Raw genomic sequence first — 18,759 nt, 5'->3', positions numbered from 1 at the left:
AATAAAATGCAAAATGAATGAAAAATGAAAAATGTAAAACAAAAATGGAGAAATTTTAGTGGTAAAGAGTTCAGTGAATCAATAACTACACTTATTGAAAAAGCAATTGTAAGAGAACAAAGTGAAGGATACAATTTAAAAATTTGTGTAGGATCAGATTCACAAGCACATAAGTCACATATTGAATATGCTACTGCTATTGTAGTTTTAAGAGAAGGAAAAGGTGGATTTATGTTTATGAGAAACCTAAAAGGAACTAAACAGATTAGTATTAAAGAAAGAATGCTTAAAGAAGTTACAATGTCTGTTGAAACAGCCTATGCAATTTGTAATATTTTAGATAAATACAATGTTGCTTTAGAGGTTCACGCGGATATTAATACGGATCCTAAATTTCAATCTAATGTCGCATTAAAAGATGCTATGGGATATATTCTAGGTATGGGATTTGAATTTAAAGCAAAACCTTACGCATTTGCAAGTTCATCTTGTGCAGATAAGGTTGTTTAAAATATAGCTCATTTCATATTTAAAATTTTTATGAATTATAAGTTGCTGAAATAAATTTGGCAGATTAGAGTTGAAAAAGTCAAAAAAAAGACAATTAATTTAATTACGCAAAAACAGTGCGCAATGTGATGTAATATTTGCAGTGTAATTATGAAAAAGAAACCTATAAGAGGGGGAAATATTGAAAAGAAAAAGTAAAGCCTCACTATAACAAGGAGTATGGTGAGGCCTAATAGAAAAGAAAGTTCATTGAAAATAAATATTAATAATTGTAGTTCCCTTTGAGAGCCTCAGGGAATAAACGATAATAACATAAAAATATCAAGCGAGTCTTGTTGGGTGTTTCAGTGTAGCACTATTGTATGCATTCTTGCAGTTTTGTATCAGTAATGTATGTGCAACTTGACTTGAAGGTTTTGATTATTCACCAAAAAATAATCTCATTCTATAGGTCGCGGGTTCGAATCCCGCCATAAACTTAGGGTTTATGTAGTTTAGTTAGGTTAGAACGATAGAGTTAATTAGTGTGGGTTCGAATCCCACTATTTCCACAAAAGGAAATATGGCGAAATAGGTAAACGCGCTAGACTGAAAATCTGGTTAAAATGGAAAGCCGAAAGGTAAGCCGGTTCGAATCCGGTCTTAAACTCGAGATTATGAATCTCGCTGGTTTTTGTTTGCACAGGTTCGAATCCTGTTAGAACTTACGCAGTTCTATAGCTCAGTTGGCTAGAGCACTACACTGTTAATGTAGGTTAAAGCTCATCATCTTTTAAAACTGATAAAAAACTGAAGTATTGGTAATGAGTTGTTCAGTCAACACTCATGAGATGTACTTGTTATCTGTTTTGAATTTAAACGGAAGTATAAACTTTTTTAAAGTCAGTTGATTATTTATGAAGTAATTGATCCACTTTAAAAAACAATATACAGATATTTTAAATAGATTCAAATAACCGTGTATTAAAGAGCATTAGCAATACTTCTTTTATAAAAGTTAAGCATAATCATTCCGAAGGAAAATGAAAGCAGAAATCTTTTAAATAGATTACTTCACTTTGTTCGTAATGACTCATAATTAAATAAAAAAGGAAAATGAAAAGAGTAAGAATTCACTTAGGAAAAGTTGGCTTAGTTTTCAAAAATGGGAACTACCAAAAAGTAATTACTGAAGGAGTACACTGGTTAGGGTTTAATCAAAGTGTAATGATTTACGACTTATCGCATCAATTTCGTACTACTGTAGCTACAGAAATCTTACTGAAAGATGAAGCTTTAGTAGATTTACTAGATGTAGTTGAAGTTAAAGATAATGAGTTAGTATTAGTGTATGAAAATGAAAACTTTAAATCTGTACTTTCTGCAGGTAGATATTTATTCTGGAAAGGATTAATATATAGAACATTTCAGAAAGTAGATACTAGTAAAATTTATATTACAGAACACATAGACAAATCATTATTTTCAAATTATGAACTAGCTAAGTATGTAAGAGCTTTTGAAGTATTTTCTTATGAAAAAGCTGTTTTACTTGTAGATGATGTGTATACAAAAACACTATCAGGTGGAACTTATAGATTCTGGAGAAATAATACTTCAGTAAAGATAAGCAAAGTAGATATGCGTCAGTTACAAATAGAAATTGCTGGTCAGGAATTATTAACTAAGGACAAAGCAAATATTAGAATCAACTTTTACACGAATTATAAAGTTACTGATATTGAAAAAGCTTTACTAGAGAATAAAGATTATGAAAAACAATTGTATGTTGCTATGCAATTAGCATTAAGAAAATATGTTGGGCAATATTCTTTAGATGAATTATTAGAAAACAAAGAAGACGTTTCTAAAGTTGTTTTAGAAGCTTCTGTTGAAGTAGCTAAAAAGCTTGGTGTAAAAATCTTAGACTGTGGAATTAGAGATATTATTTTACCTGGAGACATGAAAGAAATTATGAATCAGGTTTTAGTTGCACAAAAGAAAGCACAAGCTAATATTATTACTCGTAGAGAAGAAACAGCTTCTACAAGAAGTTTACTGAATACAGCTAAATTAATGGAAGAAAATGAAATGCTGTATAAATTGAAAGAAATGGAATATGTAGAAAAAATTGCTGATAAAATTGGTGAAATCTCTGTTTCTGGAAATGGGAATATGGTAAAACAGTTAAAAGAAATATTTGCTGTAAATAAATAAAAAAAACCGTTCTGAAAAGAACGGTTTTAAAATGTTTAATGGAACTTTTATTTGACTAGCAATTTATAAGAAAACAAATTATTGTTGTTTTTCCCTTTAATAAAATACAATCCTTGTGATAATTGTTGTAAAGAGAAAGTATGATTCTTATTGTATTTTCCTTTAAAGTATAAAACTTGTTTTCCAGAAATATCATAAATTTTTACATCTGAAACCTCTTTGTTAATAGAAATAAAGTCTCTTGATGGATTTGGAAATACACGTAAAACGTCTTCATTATTCTCAATATCTTCATTAGATAATGTTACAGCAGAACTACCAAAAATTCTAAATTCTCCTGGTTGTAAAGCCAAAGTTGCAGTAGTATTAGTTACATTTAAAGTTTTAGTTTCATCTAATAAATCGTACCAAGTTCCTGCTTGTTGAAATGAAGGATTAATTGCCTGAGCTGTAATTCCAAAGTTTCCAATAATTGTAACGTATCTCAAATCGTCAGAAGTATTATCATTCGTTAATTGAATTTTCTTTAAACCATTAGAGTTATTTACATCTAAAGTAAAATCAGAAGTTCTAAAAATATCTTCTTGCTTTTTTAAAGCAATTAGTTTTGCCCAAACATCGTAAATAGCTTTTCTATTCGCTTCGTCTGCATATTCCCAACGAATTGGTTTATTTCCTGTTCTACCATTAAAATCGATATCTACATCGTAGCCTAATTCACCAAATTGCCAAATCATTTTTGGTCCTGGAACAGTAAAATAAAATGCTCCTGCGCTTGTAATTCTATTTAAAGCAGTTGCTAAATCCTTTACATTGTAAGTGCTATTAGAATTTCCAAATTGTAAATTTTTATACATTAATCGTTGCTCATCATGGCTTTCCATATAGGCAATATTAGCAGGCACAGACCAACCTCTATTTCTATAATCAATCCAAGAAAAGTCAGATTTTCCACTAGAATGGAAGCCCATTGTAGTTTCATTATAATTTGAATTTAAATTGCTCCACATCATAATTCCTTTTCCTTCAGATAAACGATAATTTACCCATTCCGATTCTTCTTGGTTGGTTCCTAGATGTTCAAAAATTATATAAAAATCAGGATCGATATCCCATTGATAATCTGCATATTCTTTTAAAACAGCAACTCTGTCTGCTTGCATTGCATTTGTACAAGCATCATCAGATCCAGAACAATTCTGTGTAAAACCTTTGGTTAAATCCCACCTGAAACCATCAATATTATATTCTTCAATCCAAAATTGAGTAGTACGTTTTACATAATCTTTAGTAGCTTGTTTACTGTGGTTAAAATCATTAAAAACATTAAATGAATGTTTAGCTGTAGCATTAAAAAAAGGACTATCAGCAGAAGCTTTCCCACCATAATTTCCATTATCAGTATTCCACATTCTATAGAAAGGATTCTGACCCGTTGCATGATTATATACAACATCTAAGATTACAGCAATACCTCTTTTATGGCATTCGTCAACTAATTGTTTAAAAGCATTTTGAGTTCCATAATATTTATCTAAGGCCATATGAAATGAAGGATTGTATCCCCAAGATTCATTTCCATCGAATTCACTAATAGGCATTAATTCAATAGCATTTACACCTAAATCTTGAATATAATCTAATCTAGCTTTTAAAGCATCGAAACTATGTAATTGATCAAAATCACGTAATAAAACCTCATATATTACCAAATCAGTTTTAGCAGGACGATTAAAATTGGTTACTTCCCAAGCATATGGAGTATCTCCAGTTCTTAACAATGTAACAGCATGATTGGTTTTTCCTGTCGGATATGCTGGTAAATCAGGATAAGTAGTAGCATTTATAAACTGATCGTTACTTTCAGTTAAAACAACAGTAGAGTAAGGATCTGCTACACGTAAAGATCCATCAATTAAAAACTGATACATATGATTGGTTTGTGGAGTTAAACCTGTTAATTCAATCCAAAAACGATCATTAGCTGTGTCTTTTTTTAATAAATAAGAATCATTTAGTGTCCAATTATTAAAATCTCCAATAACATGAACAAACTCTTTTCCAGGAGCATATAAAACTAAAGTAGCTTTTGTATTATCTGTTGGATTTAAAGTTAATCCATCTTTTATTCCAGTAGGAAGACTTTCTTCAACAACTGTAGGTTTTACAATAATTTGAAAGTTAGCTGTTTTTGTATCAGCCCCGTTTACAGCTTCTAACTCAAAATCTGTCGTAGCTGTTACAGTTGTAGTAAAGTTGTAATTAGTACTATTATTTTGAGTATTTATAGAAGTACCATTAGCTTTTAAATTAAAGTTTGAGTTTAAACTAGCTGTAGCTGATATTGTTACGTTATCTCCTGAATTAACAATAGTAGGAGAAGAGCTAGGAGAAGTTAACGTTAACTGAAACTTCCCAACTTCAAATACTTGATCTTGAGATTTTTTATCTCCACTACCATCTTTAGCTTTTACAAGCATTCCAATTCTTCCAATTCCTGTTCTATTATAAAAAGAGGTAGGAGTGAAGCTTATTGAATAACTTCCATCACCGTTATTGGTTAATTTTTGAGCTTCATTAGAGTTCGTCCAAGTTCCGTTTGTTGGAGAATCCATGATATTTTCATCATTGGTATCGAAAGACCAAGCCCATAAATAAATATCTGTTACTCCCCACGTAGCAGGATTTACATTAGTAACAGTAATTGTAATCTCTTCATCTTCATTAAAAGTAGTGGGGGAAGCAGAAAATGTGACATTTTGTTGTTGTGCAAATAATGAAACATGAATACAAAGGATTAAAAAAAGTACTATTTTCTTCATAAGGTATAATTAAAAAGCAAAAACCATCCATCAACTATAAAAGTTTATGGATAGTTTTTGTATTACATCTGTCTTAAATTATTAAGGTTGAATCGTATATGTTGGATTTGCAGCATCAGAAAAATCTAATGTAATAGTGTAAGTTCCTGCTGAAGCAGTTAAGTTATCACCATTTACTTCTAATGTACCATCTCCTCCAGTATCACCATAATTAATATCCCAAGCATTATTAGCTCTAAATTTAAATTCTCCATCTAATAACTCTACGTCTCTTAAGATCCAAACATCATCGAATGGTCTAGACCAATCCCTTGTGAATTGAGCATCTGGAGTAGCTCCCCAATTATTGAAAGCCGAACCTACAAGTCCCCATACATTTGTTATTTGTTCTAAAGAATAACTATTATCGTTTAAATTTACAGTAACTATATAAATACCTGCAGTAACAGTGATATTATCACCGTTTAATTCTATAGAACCATCTGCACCAGTATCTCCATAATTTACAGCCCAATCGTTATTCATTCTTAACTTCATTTCACCATCTAACAAAGTAACAATTCCTCTAAATACATCAGAATATTGGTCGTATTCTAACATAAAATCTGGAGTTGCTCCCCAATTATTGTATGCAGAACCTACAATTCCTAAAGAGAAAGCTTCGATAGCATATGTGTTGTCATTAAAGTTTAAAGTAACTTTATATGAACCTGCAGTTACAGCAATGTTATCACCGTTTAATTCTATAGAACCATCAGCACCAGTATCTCCATAATTTACAGCCCAATCATTATTTTCTCTAAATTTGATTTCACCATCGATTAATGTAACATAAGCAGCTAAAACACCGTCTACATCAGTTTTAAAGAAAGGTAAATCAGGAGTTGCTCCCCAATTGTTAGCCGCTGAACCAACAATTCCCCAAGTAGTAGATAAATCTAATACTGTTAAATAAGTACTTACAGTAACTGTTATTGGAGTACCAATTCTTTCTAATGTATCACCTGTACCGTTAGTAATTACAGAACGTAAACGAATTTCTATATCACCAGTTGTATCAGGTGCAATTCCTAAAGCTTGAGCTACAGCATTTAATTTAGCATGAGTTATATTAATGTTAGCACTATCTGTACTAGTTCCTAATTCTTCAACAGTTGCAAAATCTGTACCTACCGCAGCAGCTTCTAAAAAGTATTCAACAGTAACTCCTAAATTAGCATCTAAAATAGGATCATTAATTACTAGTGCGAATGCATTTTGATCATTCATATCTAATGATAGAGTGAATGAATCTCCATCAGCAAGTCCACTTTCTAAAGTTGGAGCATTTACAGGATAAGTTGTTACTAAAAATAGTACACTATTACTCACTTGTTCTCCTGCTTTAACTCTCATAAATACAGGAATATCATTAAATTCAGTTATCCCTGCATTATTAATTGCTTGATTTAATTCAGTTACAGTCATTGAAAATGATTTCTCTGAAGTAGTGCCTAATGCTACAGGAGTAGCAAAAGTATTTTCAGTTGCCATTTCAATACTGTAAGAAGTAGCTGAAGTTACATCATCTTTCCAAGTAATTGTAAATGCTGGATTATCAGGTAAAGAATAATTTAAAAACACATTTGAGATCCCAGGTGTATCTAATTCAAAAGTAGGATCAGGTGTTGTAATATTTATATTGTCTTCTGATTCACATGAAGTTAACAAAAGCATAGCTGATGCAACTACTGCGAAAAATATTTTATTTATTATTGATTTCATTGTAATACTTCTATTAATTATAAATTCAATGGAACAAGAATATACTCACCAGTTAAATCGTTAAACCAGATATCGTAATCATCTTCTACTATTACAGGAATGTTAGCGCCTCCATTAGTTGCTATTCCTGAAAAAGAAGTATCGCTTCCCCAAGTATCTGTACCATTTGCTAAAAATTGTACATCTCCTGGCTTTAATCTTACTGCAGATGCATTCCAAATATGACCATCAAAAGTTAATGGAGTTAATGCAACAGGAGCATCTAAGGAAGATCCTTGTACAGCTAAAGAGCTAGGACTAGTAATTCCATTTGCATCAAAAGCTTCGAAAGAAAAATTTTGAGTAGCAAAATTGATGGTAAAAGTATAGAATCCAGGAGTAATATTTGCTGCGCCTGCTGTTGGAAATCTTTCAGGATCATCTCCACCACCAGGATTTACTTCAATTGAAGTACCATCATTTGTACCCCACTGTGGTTGCCATAAACCTTTTGTTTCTAAAACTTTAAACTGTCCGTTACTGAAATATCCAGTATACTTAAATAAGTTTTCATCGCTAGCATCTCTAAATAAAGCCGGATTATTATTGTTATTATCCCAACCTGGTGCCGTACCGTCACCAACTAAGAAATAGTCGTTGAATACATAGTTGAAGTATGGAAATACTTTTAGTGAAAGTGAATTAGAATTAGCTTTGTTAGATCTCTGTGTTCCTAAAGAAGAAACTACTCTAACATATAAATCTGACCATTCAAAAGGATTTAAACCTGCATTACCAGCAGCAGAATTTAACTCTCCCATTGAAAATGTTACAGCATTTTCACCAGTTACTGAAGATGCTATTACAGGATTAGTAAAATCTTGATCATTAGCAAACTCAATATCATATACAACAGCAGTTTGTTGACCATAATCGGCACTTTGCCAACTAAAAGTTACTGCTGGATTATTTGTGTTTACTGCATCTAGTTCAATTTCGCTAAAACCTATACTCGTTAGAGTAGGGGCAGTACCATCTGAAACTGTAAAAGTTTCTGCATTATCATCACAACCTATACCAATAAAAATCAATAAGATTAATGAAGAAAGTTTATATATAAAATTATTTTTCATTTGATATCGTAATTGTTAATAACCTGAGTTTTGCGTTAAATTAGGATTTGAAGCTAAACTACTTGCTGGTATTGGAAATAAATCTAAATGATTAGCTATAGCAATACCGTTTGTAGCATTTCCTTTCCAAGCCCAATTGTAATTTCCTCCAGTAAAACGTCCGAAACGGATTAAATCTTGTCTTCTGTGAGCTTCCCAATGTAATTCTCTAGATCTTTCATCTAAAATGAAGTCTAAAGTAAGATCTGTAACTGTAATTGCTTGAGGGTTATTAGCTCTTGTTCTTAATTGATTTACTAAAGTAACCGCTTCACCAATAGAACCTCCTGAACCTCCTCTTAATACAGCTTCTGCATACATTAAATTTACATCAGCTAATCTAAATAAAGGGAAATCTGTATCAACAAAAGTTTGATTACCACCAGCAATTCCTCCAGAGCTAACATTAGAATATTTAGCTATAATATAACCAGTATCACGATCTGCAATATCTGTAATAGTAATTGGTCTTTCAGCTGTTATTAAAGTATTTCTAGTATCTGTAATAAATGCTCCTCCATTGAATAAGTCTGCAAATTGTTTTCTTACACGTAAAGCACCACCCCAACCTTCGGTAGTAACACCAAGATCAACACCATTTTTTTCGATACTTCCAACAGAACCATTAATCATAACAGTAGTAGGACCGAAATTTTGAACAAATGATCCGTCTGAAACAAAAGCAAAAATAATTTCATTTCTAGCTGTACCTTGATCGTTGTCTGCTTTAAATAAATCTAAGTAATTAGGAGCTAAAGTATAACCACTATTTAAAATTTTATTACAGTATTCAATACAATCGGAATAACGATCACTACCAATATAAATTTCAGCATTTAAATAAATTTTCGCTAAAACTGTCCAAGCAACAGCTTTATCAACTCTACCATATTCATTTTGTCTAGGATCTTTCAAATCTGATTCAATTGCTTTTAATTCACTTTCGATAAAAGTGAATAATTCACTTCTAGAAGCTTCTTGAGGTTTTGAATTGATTTCAGAATTTTCATCTGCGAAAGGAGCTTTTCCATATAAATCCATTAAATGATAATATGCTAATGCTCTAACTAATCTAGCTTCTGCTCTGTAAGTAACTATTTCCTGACGTGTATCATTTGATACATTTCTTGCATCTAATTTTTCAGGAGTTGTTTCATTTAAAAAATTATTAACAAAACCAACTGAAGCTCTAGCTCTTTCAAACATTCCTAAAACGATAGGATTTTGAGGAGTCCAAGTATTACGTTGGATTTCTGCAACACCTTGATCATTTTCATAAGACCAAATCATTTGATCTGCTGTTAATGTTTGTAGATATAATAAAGTACGTCCGTATTGACTTGTACCTGGATCTATACCATCTAAATTAGATGTGGTAGGACCATCAGTGCCGGTTAAAGAAAAGTTTGCATAAATACCTGCTAAAACTTCTTTATAAGCACTTTCATTTTCAAATAACTCTTCACTTAAAGTTGTTTGATCATCATTTGGTATAATATTTAAATCTTCTGTACATGATAACATAAATAATGTAATCACGGCAAAAAATAATACCTTCTTAATATTGTCTTTGATATTCATTTTTTCTTTTTAGAATTTAATATTGGCTCCGAATAAGATATTTCTTGATCTTGGATAAATAATATTATCTATTCCATCAAACACCTCAGGATCTAAACCTGAATAATTTGTCCATGTAAATACATTTTGCATACCTGTCCATATTCTAATACTATTTTTAGAAAACTTCTTAATAGGTCTATTAAAAGTATATCCTATTGTAATGTTATCCATTCTTAAGAATGATGCGTTCTCAACAAAATAATCAGATAAAAGTACATCTGCTGTATTTATAAAATTTGTGTTTAATACTGAAGTAGGAATATTACCTAAAACAGCATTATCTCTTAATAAGTTTAATTGAGCTCTAGAAGAATTTACGTTGTTGTAAGCATAGTTACCTATGTTTGCTCTTAAATTAAAAGAAAGATCGAAATTTTTGTAGTTTAAGTTACTTTGAAAGCCTAAAATTACATCTGGGTCTGGACTTTCTCTTAAATATCTATCACTACTATTAATAATTCCATCTCCGTTAATATCTAAATAAGAACCTTCAATTGGATTACCATTACTATCAGTTAATTGCTTTAAAACATAAAATGCTCTTGGAGCTTCACCAACTCTGTTGATTTGTATATCTGATCCAGTACCACCAGAAATCCCTCCAGTTTGGAATTCGAAACCAGAAACTAAGTCTTTAATTTCTCTATCGAATAATGTACCGTTGAAATTGAAATCTAAACTAAAGTCAGTGTTGTTTATAACGTTTGAGTTTATAGAAAATTCTAAACCTCTAATTTGTAATTCACCAACGTTTTGAATAATTCTATTTGTAAAGTTTAATGGAGTAGGAGCATCAAAAAGTAAATCTGTTGAATTCTTTTGGAATGCACTAATAGATCCTGTTACTTTATTATTAAATAAACCATAGTCGATACCAAATTCGATAGTAGCTGTTTCTTCCCACTTTATATCTTCGTTGATTGCTGAAGGAATATTTGTAGAAATTGGTACTCCTCCAAATAAATATTGAGAATTTTCGTTACCAGATCTGTATCGATTTAAGAAAACATCTTTTTCTGTAATTGCTTGTTGACCAGTAATACCATAACTCGCTCTTAATTTTAAACTAGAAACAAATTTAGAATCTTTTAAAAAGTCTTCTTCACTAATTTTCCAAGCTAAAGCAGCTCCAGGGAAGTTACCCCATCTGTTTTTTGAAGAAAAACGAGAGGTACCATCACGTCTGTAGTTTAAAGTTAATAAGTATTTATCTAAGAAGTTGAAGTTAGCTCTACCAAAGAAACCAATTAAAACTACATCTGGATCCGCAAACGTTTGAGGGTTAGAGTCAGGATCTCTTCTGTTACCAGTATCACTACCATTAAATTCAAATTTTTGATATGAATAACCCGCTGTGAAATCTCCAGAGATTTGATCACTAAATTTAGTGTTGTAATTTAAGTAACCATCTAATAACTTGTTTATTCTTAATTGTTCAGATTCAAAATCATTACCAATAACTGTTGCATTAGATGCTCTTGGTACACTTAAAGATGTAAAATCTTTTCTACTTGCTTGAATTCTATCGTAACCTAAGTTAACAACAGTTCTTAATTCTGGTAAAAAATGTAATTTATAATCAAACTGTAAATTACCATACTGTCTAAAAGACTTTCCAACATTAGTTCTTTGTAACAAAGAAGCAACAGGGTTTGTTGTTCCGTTAGCAACTCCAGTTCCTGATAAATGCTGATAAAAACCACCAAAAGGAGAATTTCTATCAAAAACGGGTTGAGTAGGATCATAACGTAAAGCAGCACCAATTTGTCCTGAATCAGCGAATCTACTGTTTTCAAAAGCTCTACTATAATTTAAGTTAATTTTTAAATGATCACTAAACAAAGAAGGACTTAAAGCCATGGATACATTTCTTCTTGTAAAATCAGAAGTTAATAATGCTCCTTCTTGGTCATTAAATCCAACAGATAAACGAATTGGGACTAAATCGTAAATTGTTCCTCTAGCTGTTAAGTTATGAATTGTAGAAACTGTGTTTCTAAAAATTTCATTTTGCCAATCTGTATTTGCTGTTCCTAATAAACTAGTATCTAAAGTAGTTCCTGGTATTGGTTGAGAATTTACTAAATTTCTAAATTCATCTGCAGAAAATACATTAATTCTATCATTAATTTTACCAGTAGTAACTTGAGTGTCAAAATCTAAAGACCAAGAAGATTTACCTTTTTTAGTAGTAATAATTATAACTCCATTAGAAGCTCGTGAACCATAAATTGCAGTTGCAGAAGCATCTTTTAATACAGAGAAAGACTCAATGTCATTAGGGTTAATATTAGCTAAAACACCACGAGAACCATCAACACCATCATTAGAAATTGGTAATCCATCAATAATGATTAAAGGATCATTAGAAGCGTTAATAGAAGAACCTCCACGAATTCTAATTTGAGAACCAGAACCTGGTGCTCCACTAGTATTAATGCTTACTCCAGAAACTCGACCATTAAGTAAATTTTCAGGAGTAACTATGTTACCTTTTGTAAATTGTTTTTCTGTTATAGCTTCAACAGAACCTGTGGCATCTTTTACAGTGGTAGTACCGTATCCAACTACAACAACCTCATCTAGTATTTGACCATCTTCTTCTAATTGTAAATTAATAGAAGTTTGATTGCCTACTTTTATTTCGGTAGTTTTCATACCTATAAATGTGAAAACTAAGATGTCGGATGCTTTCACATCTTTAATCTCATAATTACCATTAAAATCTGTTTCAGTACCTCTTACCTTTCCTTTTATTAAGATAGATACACCTGGTAAAGGCTCTCCAGTTCCTTGTTCGGTAACTGTACCTTTTACTGTTTGTTGTGCATAACTTAATAGAGAAAAACATAACAGAAATAAACTGAAAATTAGTTTCATTTTTTTCATGTAAAAAATCTTAAGTAAATACGTAAATTTGAATTAGTTTGTTATCAATAATCTTTGTTCCGCGTTGTGAATATAGGTATTAAAATGACGCTCTGTTAATGATTATTCCTACGAAACCGTTTTCGTGTTGATAACTTTTTAACTTTAAGTTAACGTATTAATAATATAACACATTTTTTTTGTCAGTTTTGTAAAATAAAGTAAGTTTAATTGTAATTAAAGGAGTTAAAAATCATTTTAATAATTATCTTCTACATATATCATTATATCTTTAAAATATGAAACCAAAAATTACCATTAAGATAATTGCTAAAGAATTAGGTGTTTCAACTTCCACTGTTTCAAAGGCTTTAAGAGATAGTCATGAAATTAGTCAAGAAACAAAAGATAGAATTAAAGCTTATGCAAATTATTATAATTATAGACCAAATAATTTAGCTCTACAATTAAGAAATCAAAAAACTAAAGTTATTGGTATTGTTTTACCAAAAATCGTACATCATTTTTTTTCAACTGTTATTAGTGGGATTGAAAAAGTAGCAAATGAAAGAGGGTATAATATTATGGTTTGTTTTTCTAATGAAAATCAGCAAAAAGAAATTGAAACAATTAATGTATTAACAAATGGTAGTGTAGATGGACTAATTGTTTCTATAGCTAAAGAGACATTGAGAAATAAAGCTTTAGATCATTTTTATCGTTTAATAGAAAATGAAATGCCAATAGTTTTATTTGATAGAGTTCATGATTCTATTGAGTGCGATAAAGTAATTGTAGATGATATTGGAGCAGGCTATAAAGCAACAAAATATTTAATTGGTATTGGTTGTGAAAAAATAGGTATTATAACTACACCAGAACATGTAACTGTTGGATTAGATCGCTATCAAGGTTATGAAAGAGCTTTAAAAGAACAAAATATATCGATAAATAAAAATTTGATTATTAATGTAGATGAAGAAAAAGATATTTATGATCAAATAAAAATACTTTTTGAAGAAAAATTAGATGCCATTTTTGCAGTAAATGAAATTTATGCAGCAACTGCAATTAAAATAGCTAAAGAATTGAAATTAAACATTCCAAACGATATATCTGTTATTGGATTTACAGATGGTTTAATTTCTAAGTATTCATCACCATCAATAACAACTGTTGTGCAACATGGATATACTATGGGTGAGCAAGCTGCAGAATTATTAATAGACAGAATAGAAAATAAAGATAATGATAGGTTTCCTCAAACTAAGGTAATTTCTAGTAATTTAAAACTAAGAGAATCTAGTAAATCTTAATTTATTTATTTTCTATGTAAATAAAATTTATATATTTACAACACAATAAGACTTATCAATAATCTTACTTCCGCAAAAAAAGAATGATAAGTCTAGCGCTTATCGTAGTATATAACTAACAATACTTTACGATAATGAACAAGCGTAAATTAAATTTCTGGGAGATCTGGAACATGAGTTTTGGTTTTCTTGGAATACAATTTGGATTCGCCTTACAAGGCGGATTTATGTCAAGAATATTTCAAACATTAGGAGCTGCAAAAGACGATATTCCATTAATGTGGATTGCTGCCCCTTTAACAGGTTTACTAGTACAGCCGGTTATTGGATACTTAAGTGATAGAACTTGGAATCCAAGGTGGGGTAGAAGAAGACCGTATTTTCTTATTGGAGCTATTTTAAGTTCCTTAGCTTTATTTTTTGTACCTCATTCACCTGTATTATGGATAGCTGTTGGTTTTCTATGGATTTTAGATGCTTCTATTAATATTTCAATGGAACCATTTAGAGCTTTAGTAGCAGATAAGTTGCCAGAATCTCAGCGTTCATATGGATTTGTCGTTCAAACATTAATCATTGGCATTGGTACTTGGGTAGCAAGTAATTTACCATGGGTTGTTTCTACTTTGGGTGTTAGTGATTCTGCTGCGCAAGGAGTAGTTCCAATGACCGTAAAAGTTGCTTTTGCTGTTGGTGCTTTTGTGTTTTTAGTTAGTATACTTTATACAGTGTTTACAACATCAGAATATCCTCCAGAAGACATGGAAGAATTTGAACGTGAAAAAGCAAAGAAAAATCAATTTATACCAGATATCATAAATAACATTGGTAGTATGCCTACTACAATGAAAAGATTAGGAATAATTCAATTTTTCAGTTGGTTTGCATTTTTTACGATGTGGAGTATGGCTAATCCAGCTTTAACAGAACATGTATTTGACGCTCCAGCTCCGGTAAAAGAGAGTTACAATATGGATAACCCTACAGAATTAGAAGCTTACAATGTAGCAAATACTGCTTTTCAAAAAGCATCTAATTCTGTAGGATCTTATATGGGAGTTTATGGATTATCATCTATGGCTTTTGCTTTACTATTAGTTCTTTACACATCAAAAAGAAGAATCAATAGAAAATATGTACACATGGTTTCTCTAATTCTTGGAGGAATTGGTTTTTTAATTATGAAATTTATTCCTTCTCATGAATATCTAACAATTTCATTTATACTAATTGGTTTTGCTTGGGGTAGTATACTTTCTATGCCTTATGCAATGTTATCAAGTTCTGTAGATCCTAAGAAAATGGGAGTGATTATGGGAATTTTTAACATGTTTATAGTAATACCACAAATTATAGCTGCAATAGGAGGTATAGTATTTATTTCTAATCTTTTTGGAAAAGAAGCTATTAATGCAATGCTTGTAGCAGGTATTTCATTAATCCTGGCAGGACTATCTAACTTTTTAATAACTAACAAGAAAGCAATTACATACGAAATTGAAAATGAATAAAAAAGGATTCATATTTGATTTAGATGGTGTTATTGTAGACACCGCTAAATACCATTTTTTAGCTTGGAAAAAATTAGCTAACGATTTAGGTATCGATTTTACAGAAGATCAAAATGAGCAATTAAAAGGAGTAAGTAGAGTAAAATCACTTGAGAAGATTTTAAATTGGGGAGGGATTTCTATATCTGAAGAAGAATTTCTTCAATTAATGGACAAGAAAAATACTGATTATTTGTCTTATATAGAAACAATGACTGAAGATGAAATTTTAGTCGATGTTCCAAAAGTTTTAAACCTTTTAAAAGTAGAAAATCAAGGATTGGCTTTAGGTTCTGCAAGTAAAAATGCAAGAACGATTTTAAAGAAAGTTGAACTATTTGACAAATTTGACTCTATAGTAGATGGAACAAATGTTTCTAAAGCAAAACCAGACCCCGAAGTTTTTATTATAGCCGCTGAAAATTTAGAAATAGCTCCAGAAAAATGTATCGTTTTTGAAGATTCTATTGCCGGAATTCAAGCTGCAAATGCTGCTAATATGATATCTATAGGTATCGGCGAAAAAGATGTACTGTCTGAAGCAGATTATGTATTCAAAGATTTTTCTGAAATATCAGAAGAATTTATATCTCAACTTATAAACAAACACTAACCCCCGTACAATAATTAAAAACTAGAAATGAATCAAGATTATATCATACCGAACGAATGGTCTATTATTGAAGAAGGATTTAATGAAGATAGAGTAAAATCATCTGAAAGTTTATTCAGTATTGGTAATGGAGCCATGGGGCAACGCGCTAATTTTGAAGAAAAATATACAGGTGAAACTTTTCAAGGTAGTTATATCGCCGGAGTTTATTATCCTGATAAAACTAGAGTAGGATGGTGGAAAAATGGATATCCAGAGTATTTTGCTAAAGTTTTAAATGCACCAAATTGGATAGGAATTAATGTATGTATCAACGGAGAAGAACTTGATTTAAATACATGTAAGAAAATATCTAATTTTAGAAGAGAGTTAAATATGAAAGAAGGTTGGTTATCACGTAGTTTCAATGCTACATTAGCCAACGGACTTGAAGTAAAAGTAGAAACAAAACGTTTCTTAAGTATCGATTTAGATGAAGTAGGAGCAATTTCTTATAATATAACACCTATTTCTGGTGATGCTACAGTTATTTTTGAGCCTTATTTAGATAGTGGTATTCAAAATGAAGACAGTAATTGGGATGATCAATTTTGGAACACGATAAATGTTTCAACAGAAAATGATCAAGCATTTATAGAAGCACATACAATGAAAACTAATTTTCATACTTGTACTTTTATGCAATCTGAAGTTTTTGTAAACACTAAAAAGCAAGAGCTAAATCCAGAAATTGAAAAATCAGCAACTAAAGTTTCTTTCAAGTATGTAACTCAAGTAAAAACGAATGAGACTGCTAGTATTCATAAGTTTGGAGGTTATGTAGTAGATAGAAACCACGATAAAAATCAATTGATTACAGCTGCTAAAAACACCTTAAAATTAGCAACAGATTTAGGATTTTCAACATTATTATCTCAGCAAAAAAAAGCTTGGGCTAATATTTGGGAAATGGCAGATATCACTATCGAAGGAGATGTAAAAGCTCAGCAAGGTATTCGATTTAATATCATGCAATTAAACCACACATATTTAGGTAAAGATGCTCGATTAAATATTGGTCCGAAAGGATTTACAGGTGAAAAATATGGAGGTAGTACATATTGGGATACCGAAGCATATTGTTTACCATTTTATATGGCTACTAAAAATCAAGAAGTTGCCAAGAGTTTACTAACGTATCGATACCATCAGTTAGATAAAGCCATTGAAAATGCTGAGAAAAACTTAGGTTTTAAAAACGGAGCAGCTTTATATCCTATGGTAACTATGAATGGTGAAGAATGTCATAATGAATGGGAAATAACTTTTGAAGAAATTCATAGAAATGGAGCAATATCTTTTGCTATTTTCAATTACCATAGGTACACAAATGATTACAGTTACATTCCAGAAATGGGACTAGAAGTTCTTATTGGAATTGCACGTTTTTGGCACCAAAGAGTTAACTTTTCGGAGGATAAACAAAAATATGTAATGTTAGGTGTAACTGGTCCTAACGAGTATGAGAACAACATCAACAATAATTGGTACACAAACTACATAGCAAAATGGTGTATCGATTATGCTTTGGAAAATATAGAGATTGTTAAATCTGATTTTTCTACTGATTATGATAGAATTGCAACTAAAACAAACATTACAGCTGAAGAGTTAGCGGATTGGAAGAAAGTTGCAGACAATATGTATTTCCCATATTCTGAAAAGCATCAAGTTTACTTACAACAAGATGGATTTTTAGACAAAGAGTTAATTACCGTTGCAGATTTAGATCAATCACAACGTCCAATTAATCAAAAGTGGAGTTGGGATCGTATTTTACGTTCACCTTACATAAAGCAAGCAGATACATTACAAGGATTCTATTTCTTTGAAGATCATTTTACAACAGAAGAATTAGAAAGACATTTCGATTTTTATGAACCTTTTACAGTTCATGAAAGTTCTCTTTCTCCTTGTGTTCACAGTATTCAAGCGGCTAAACTAGGAAGAATGGATCAAGCCTATACGTTCTATTTAAGAACTTCTCGTTTAGATTTAGATGATTATAACAAAGAAGTAGAAGAAGGCTTGCATATCACTTCCATGGCAGGTACATGGATGAGTATTGTTGAAGGTTTTGGTGGAATGCGTATTAAAGACGGATTATTAAGTTTTACACCACAAATTCCTAAACAATGGGATGCATTTTCTTTTAAGATAAACTTCAGAAATCAAATATTAAAAGTAAATGTTTCAAAGAAAGGAACTGAATTTGAACTAGAAGGAAATAAAGAATTAGAACTTCTGGTAAATAATAATAAAATACTGGTAAAACCTAACAGTTTAGTAACAGTATAGTAATTAAGT

Annotated in this window: 11 protein-coding genes and 1 tRNA gene; 7 read left to right on the top strand and 5 right to left on the bottom strand. The window is 30.9% G+C overall.

Annotated features, from left to right (window positions below):
- Positions 1–24: 24 nt before the first annotated feature.
- The 3 genes from ACSIGC_RS02220 (at position 25) to ACSIGC_RS02210 (ending at position 2,706) form a co-directional block, all read left to right on the top strand.
- Positions 25–510, top strand: a complete 486-nt coding sequence (locus ACSIGC_RS02220) for a ribonuclease H-like YkuK family protein (protein ID WP_442266549.1) — start codon at positions 25–27, stop codon at positions 508–510.
- A 564-nt stretch (positions 511–1,074) separates the two neighbouring features.
- Positions 1,075–1,152, top strand: a tRNA-Phe gene (locus ACSIGC_RS02215).
- A 453-nt stretch (positions 1,153–1,605) separates the two neighbouring features.
- Positions 1,606–2,706: a slipin family protein gene (locus ACSIGC_RS02210; protein WP_442266548.1), complete on the top strand. Its 1,101-nt coding sequence runs from the start codon at positions 1,606–1,608 to the stop codon at positions 2,704–2,706.
- A gap of 47 nt (positions 2,707–2,753) precedes the next feature.
- Here ACSIGC_RS02210 and ACSIGC_RS02205 read toward each other — a convergent pair whose 3' ends face one another.
- The 5 genes from ACSIGC_RS02205 to ACSIGC_RS02185 form a co-directional block, all read right to left on the bottom strand.
- Positions 2,754–5,528, bottom strand: a complete 2,775-nt coding sequence (locus ACSIGC_RS02205) for an alpha-amylase family glycosyl hydrolase (RefSeq protein ID WP_442266547.1) — start codon at positions 5,526–5,528, stop codon at positions 2,754–2,756.
- 81 nt (positions 5,529–5,609) lie between these two features.
- Positions 5,610–7,292 (bottom strand): SusE domain-containing protein, encoded by a 1,683-nt coding sequence (locus ACSIGC_RS02200; protein WP_442266546.1) that lies wholly within the window; start codon positions 7,290–7,292, stop codon positions 5,610–5,612.
- A gap of 17 nt (positions 7,293–7,309) precedes the next feature.
- A complete protein-coding gene (locus ACSIGC_RS02195; protein WP_442266545.1) occupies positions 7,310–8,404 on the bottom strand; it encodes a SusE domain-containing protein in 1,095 nt (364 codons plus the stop codon).
- Between the two features lie 15 nt (positions 8,405–8,419).
- Complete coding sequence (locus ACSIGC_RS02190; protein WP_442266544.1) at positions 8,420–10,024, bottom strand: RagB/SusD family nutrient uptake outer membrane protein; 1,605 nt, start codon at positions 10,022–10,024, stop codon at positions 8,420–8,422.
- Between the two features lie 9 nt (positions 10,025–10,033).
- Positions 10,034–12,946, bottom strand: a complete 2,913-nt coding sequence (locus ACSIGC_RS02185) for a SusC/RagA family TonB-linked outer membrane protein (protein WP_442266543.1) — start codon at positions 12,944–12,946, stop codon at positions 10,034–10,036.
- A 287-nt stretch (positions 12,947–13,233) separates the two neighbouring features.
- Between ACSIGC_RS02185 and ACSIGC_RS02180 the strand changes: the two genes are divergently transcribed.
- From ACSIGC_RS02180 to ACSIGC_RS02165, 4 genes are all read left to right on the top strand, one after another.
- Entirely contained in the window at positions 13,234–14,250 is a 1,017-nt protein-coding gene (locus tag ACSIGC_RS02180; RefSeq protein ID WP_442266542.1) for a LacI family DNA-binding transcriptional regulator, read from the top strand.
- A gap of 134 nt (positions 14,251–14,384) precedes the next feature.
- A complete protein-coding gene (locus ACSIGC_RS02175; protein ID WP_442266541.1) occupies positions 14,385–15,761 on the top strand; it encodes an MFS transporter in 1,377 nt (458 codons plus the stop codon).
- Positions 15,754–16,413, top strand: coding sequence for a beta-phosphoglucomutase (gene pgmB, locus ACSIGC_RS02170; RefSeq protein WP_442266540.1), 660 nt, complete (start codon positions 15,754–15,756; stop codon positions 16,411–16,413). The genes ACSIGC_RS02175 and pgmB overlap by 8 nt, the downstream gene beginning before the upstream one ends.
- Before the next feature lie 27 nt (positions 16,414–16,440).
- Entirely contained in the window at positions 16,441–18,750 is a 2,310-nt protein-coding gene (locus tag ACSIGC_RS02165; RefSeq protein WP_442266539.1) for a glycoside hydrolase family 65 protein, read from the top strand.
- The last annotated feature ends 9 nt before the right edge of the window (positions 18,751–18,759 follow it).

The organism is Tenacibaculum aquaeponti (genome assembly GCF_052084715.1).
Classification (GTDB): Bacteria; Bacteroidota; Bacteroidia; order Flavobacteriales; family Flavobacteriaceae; genus Polaribacter.
Note: the sequence above shows the minus strand (reverse complement) of the source record. Positions and strands in the feature narration are given on the sequence as shown.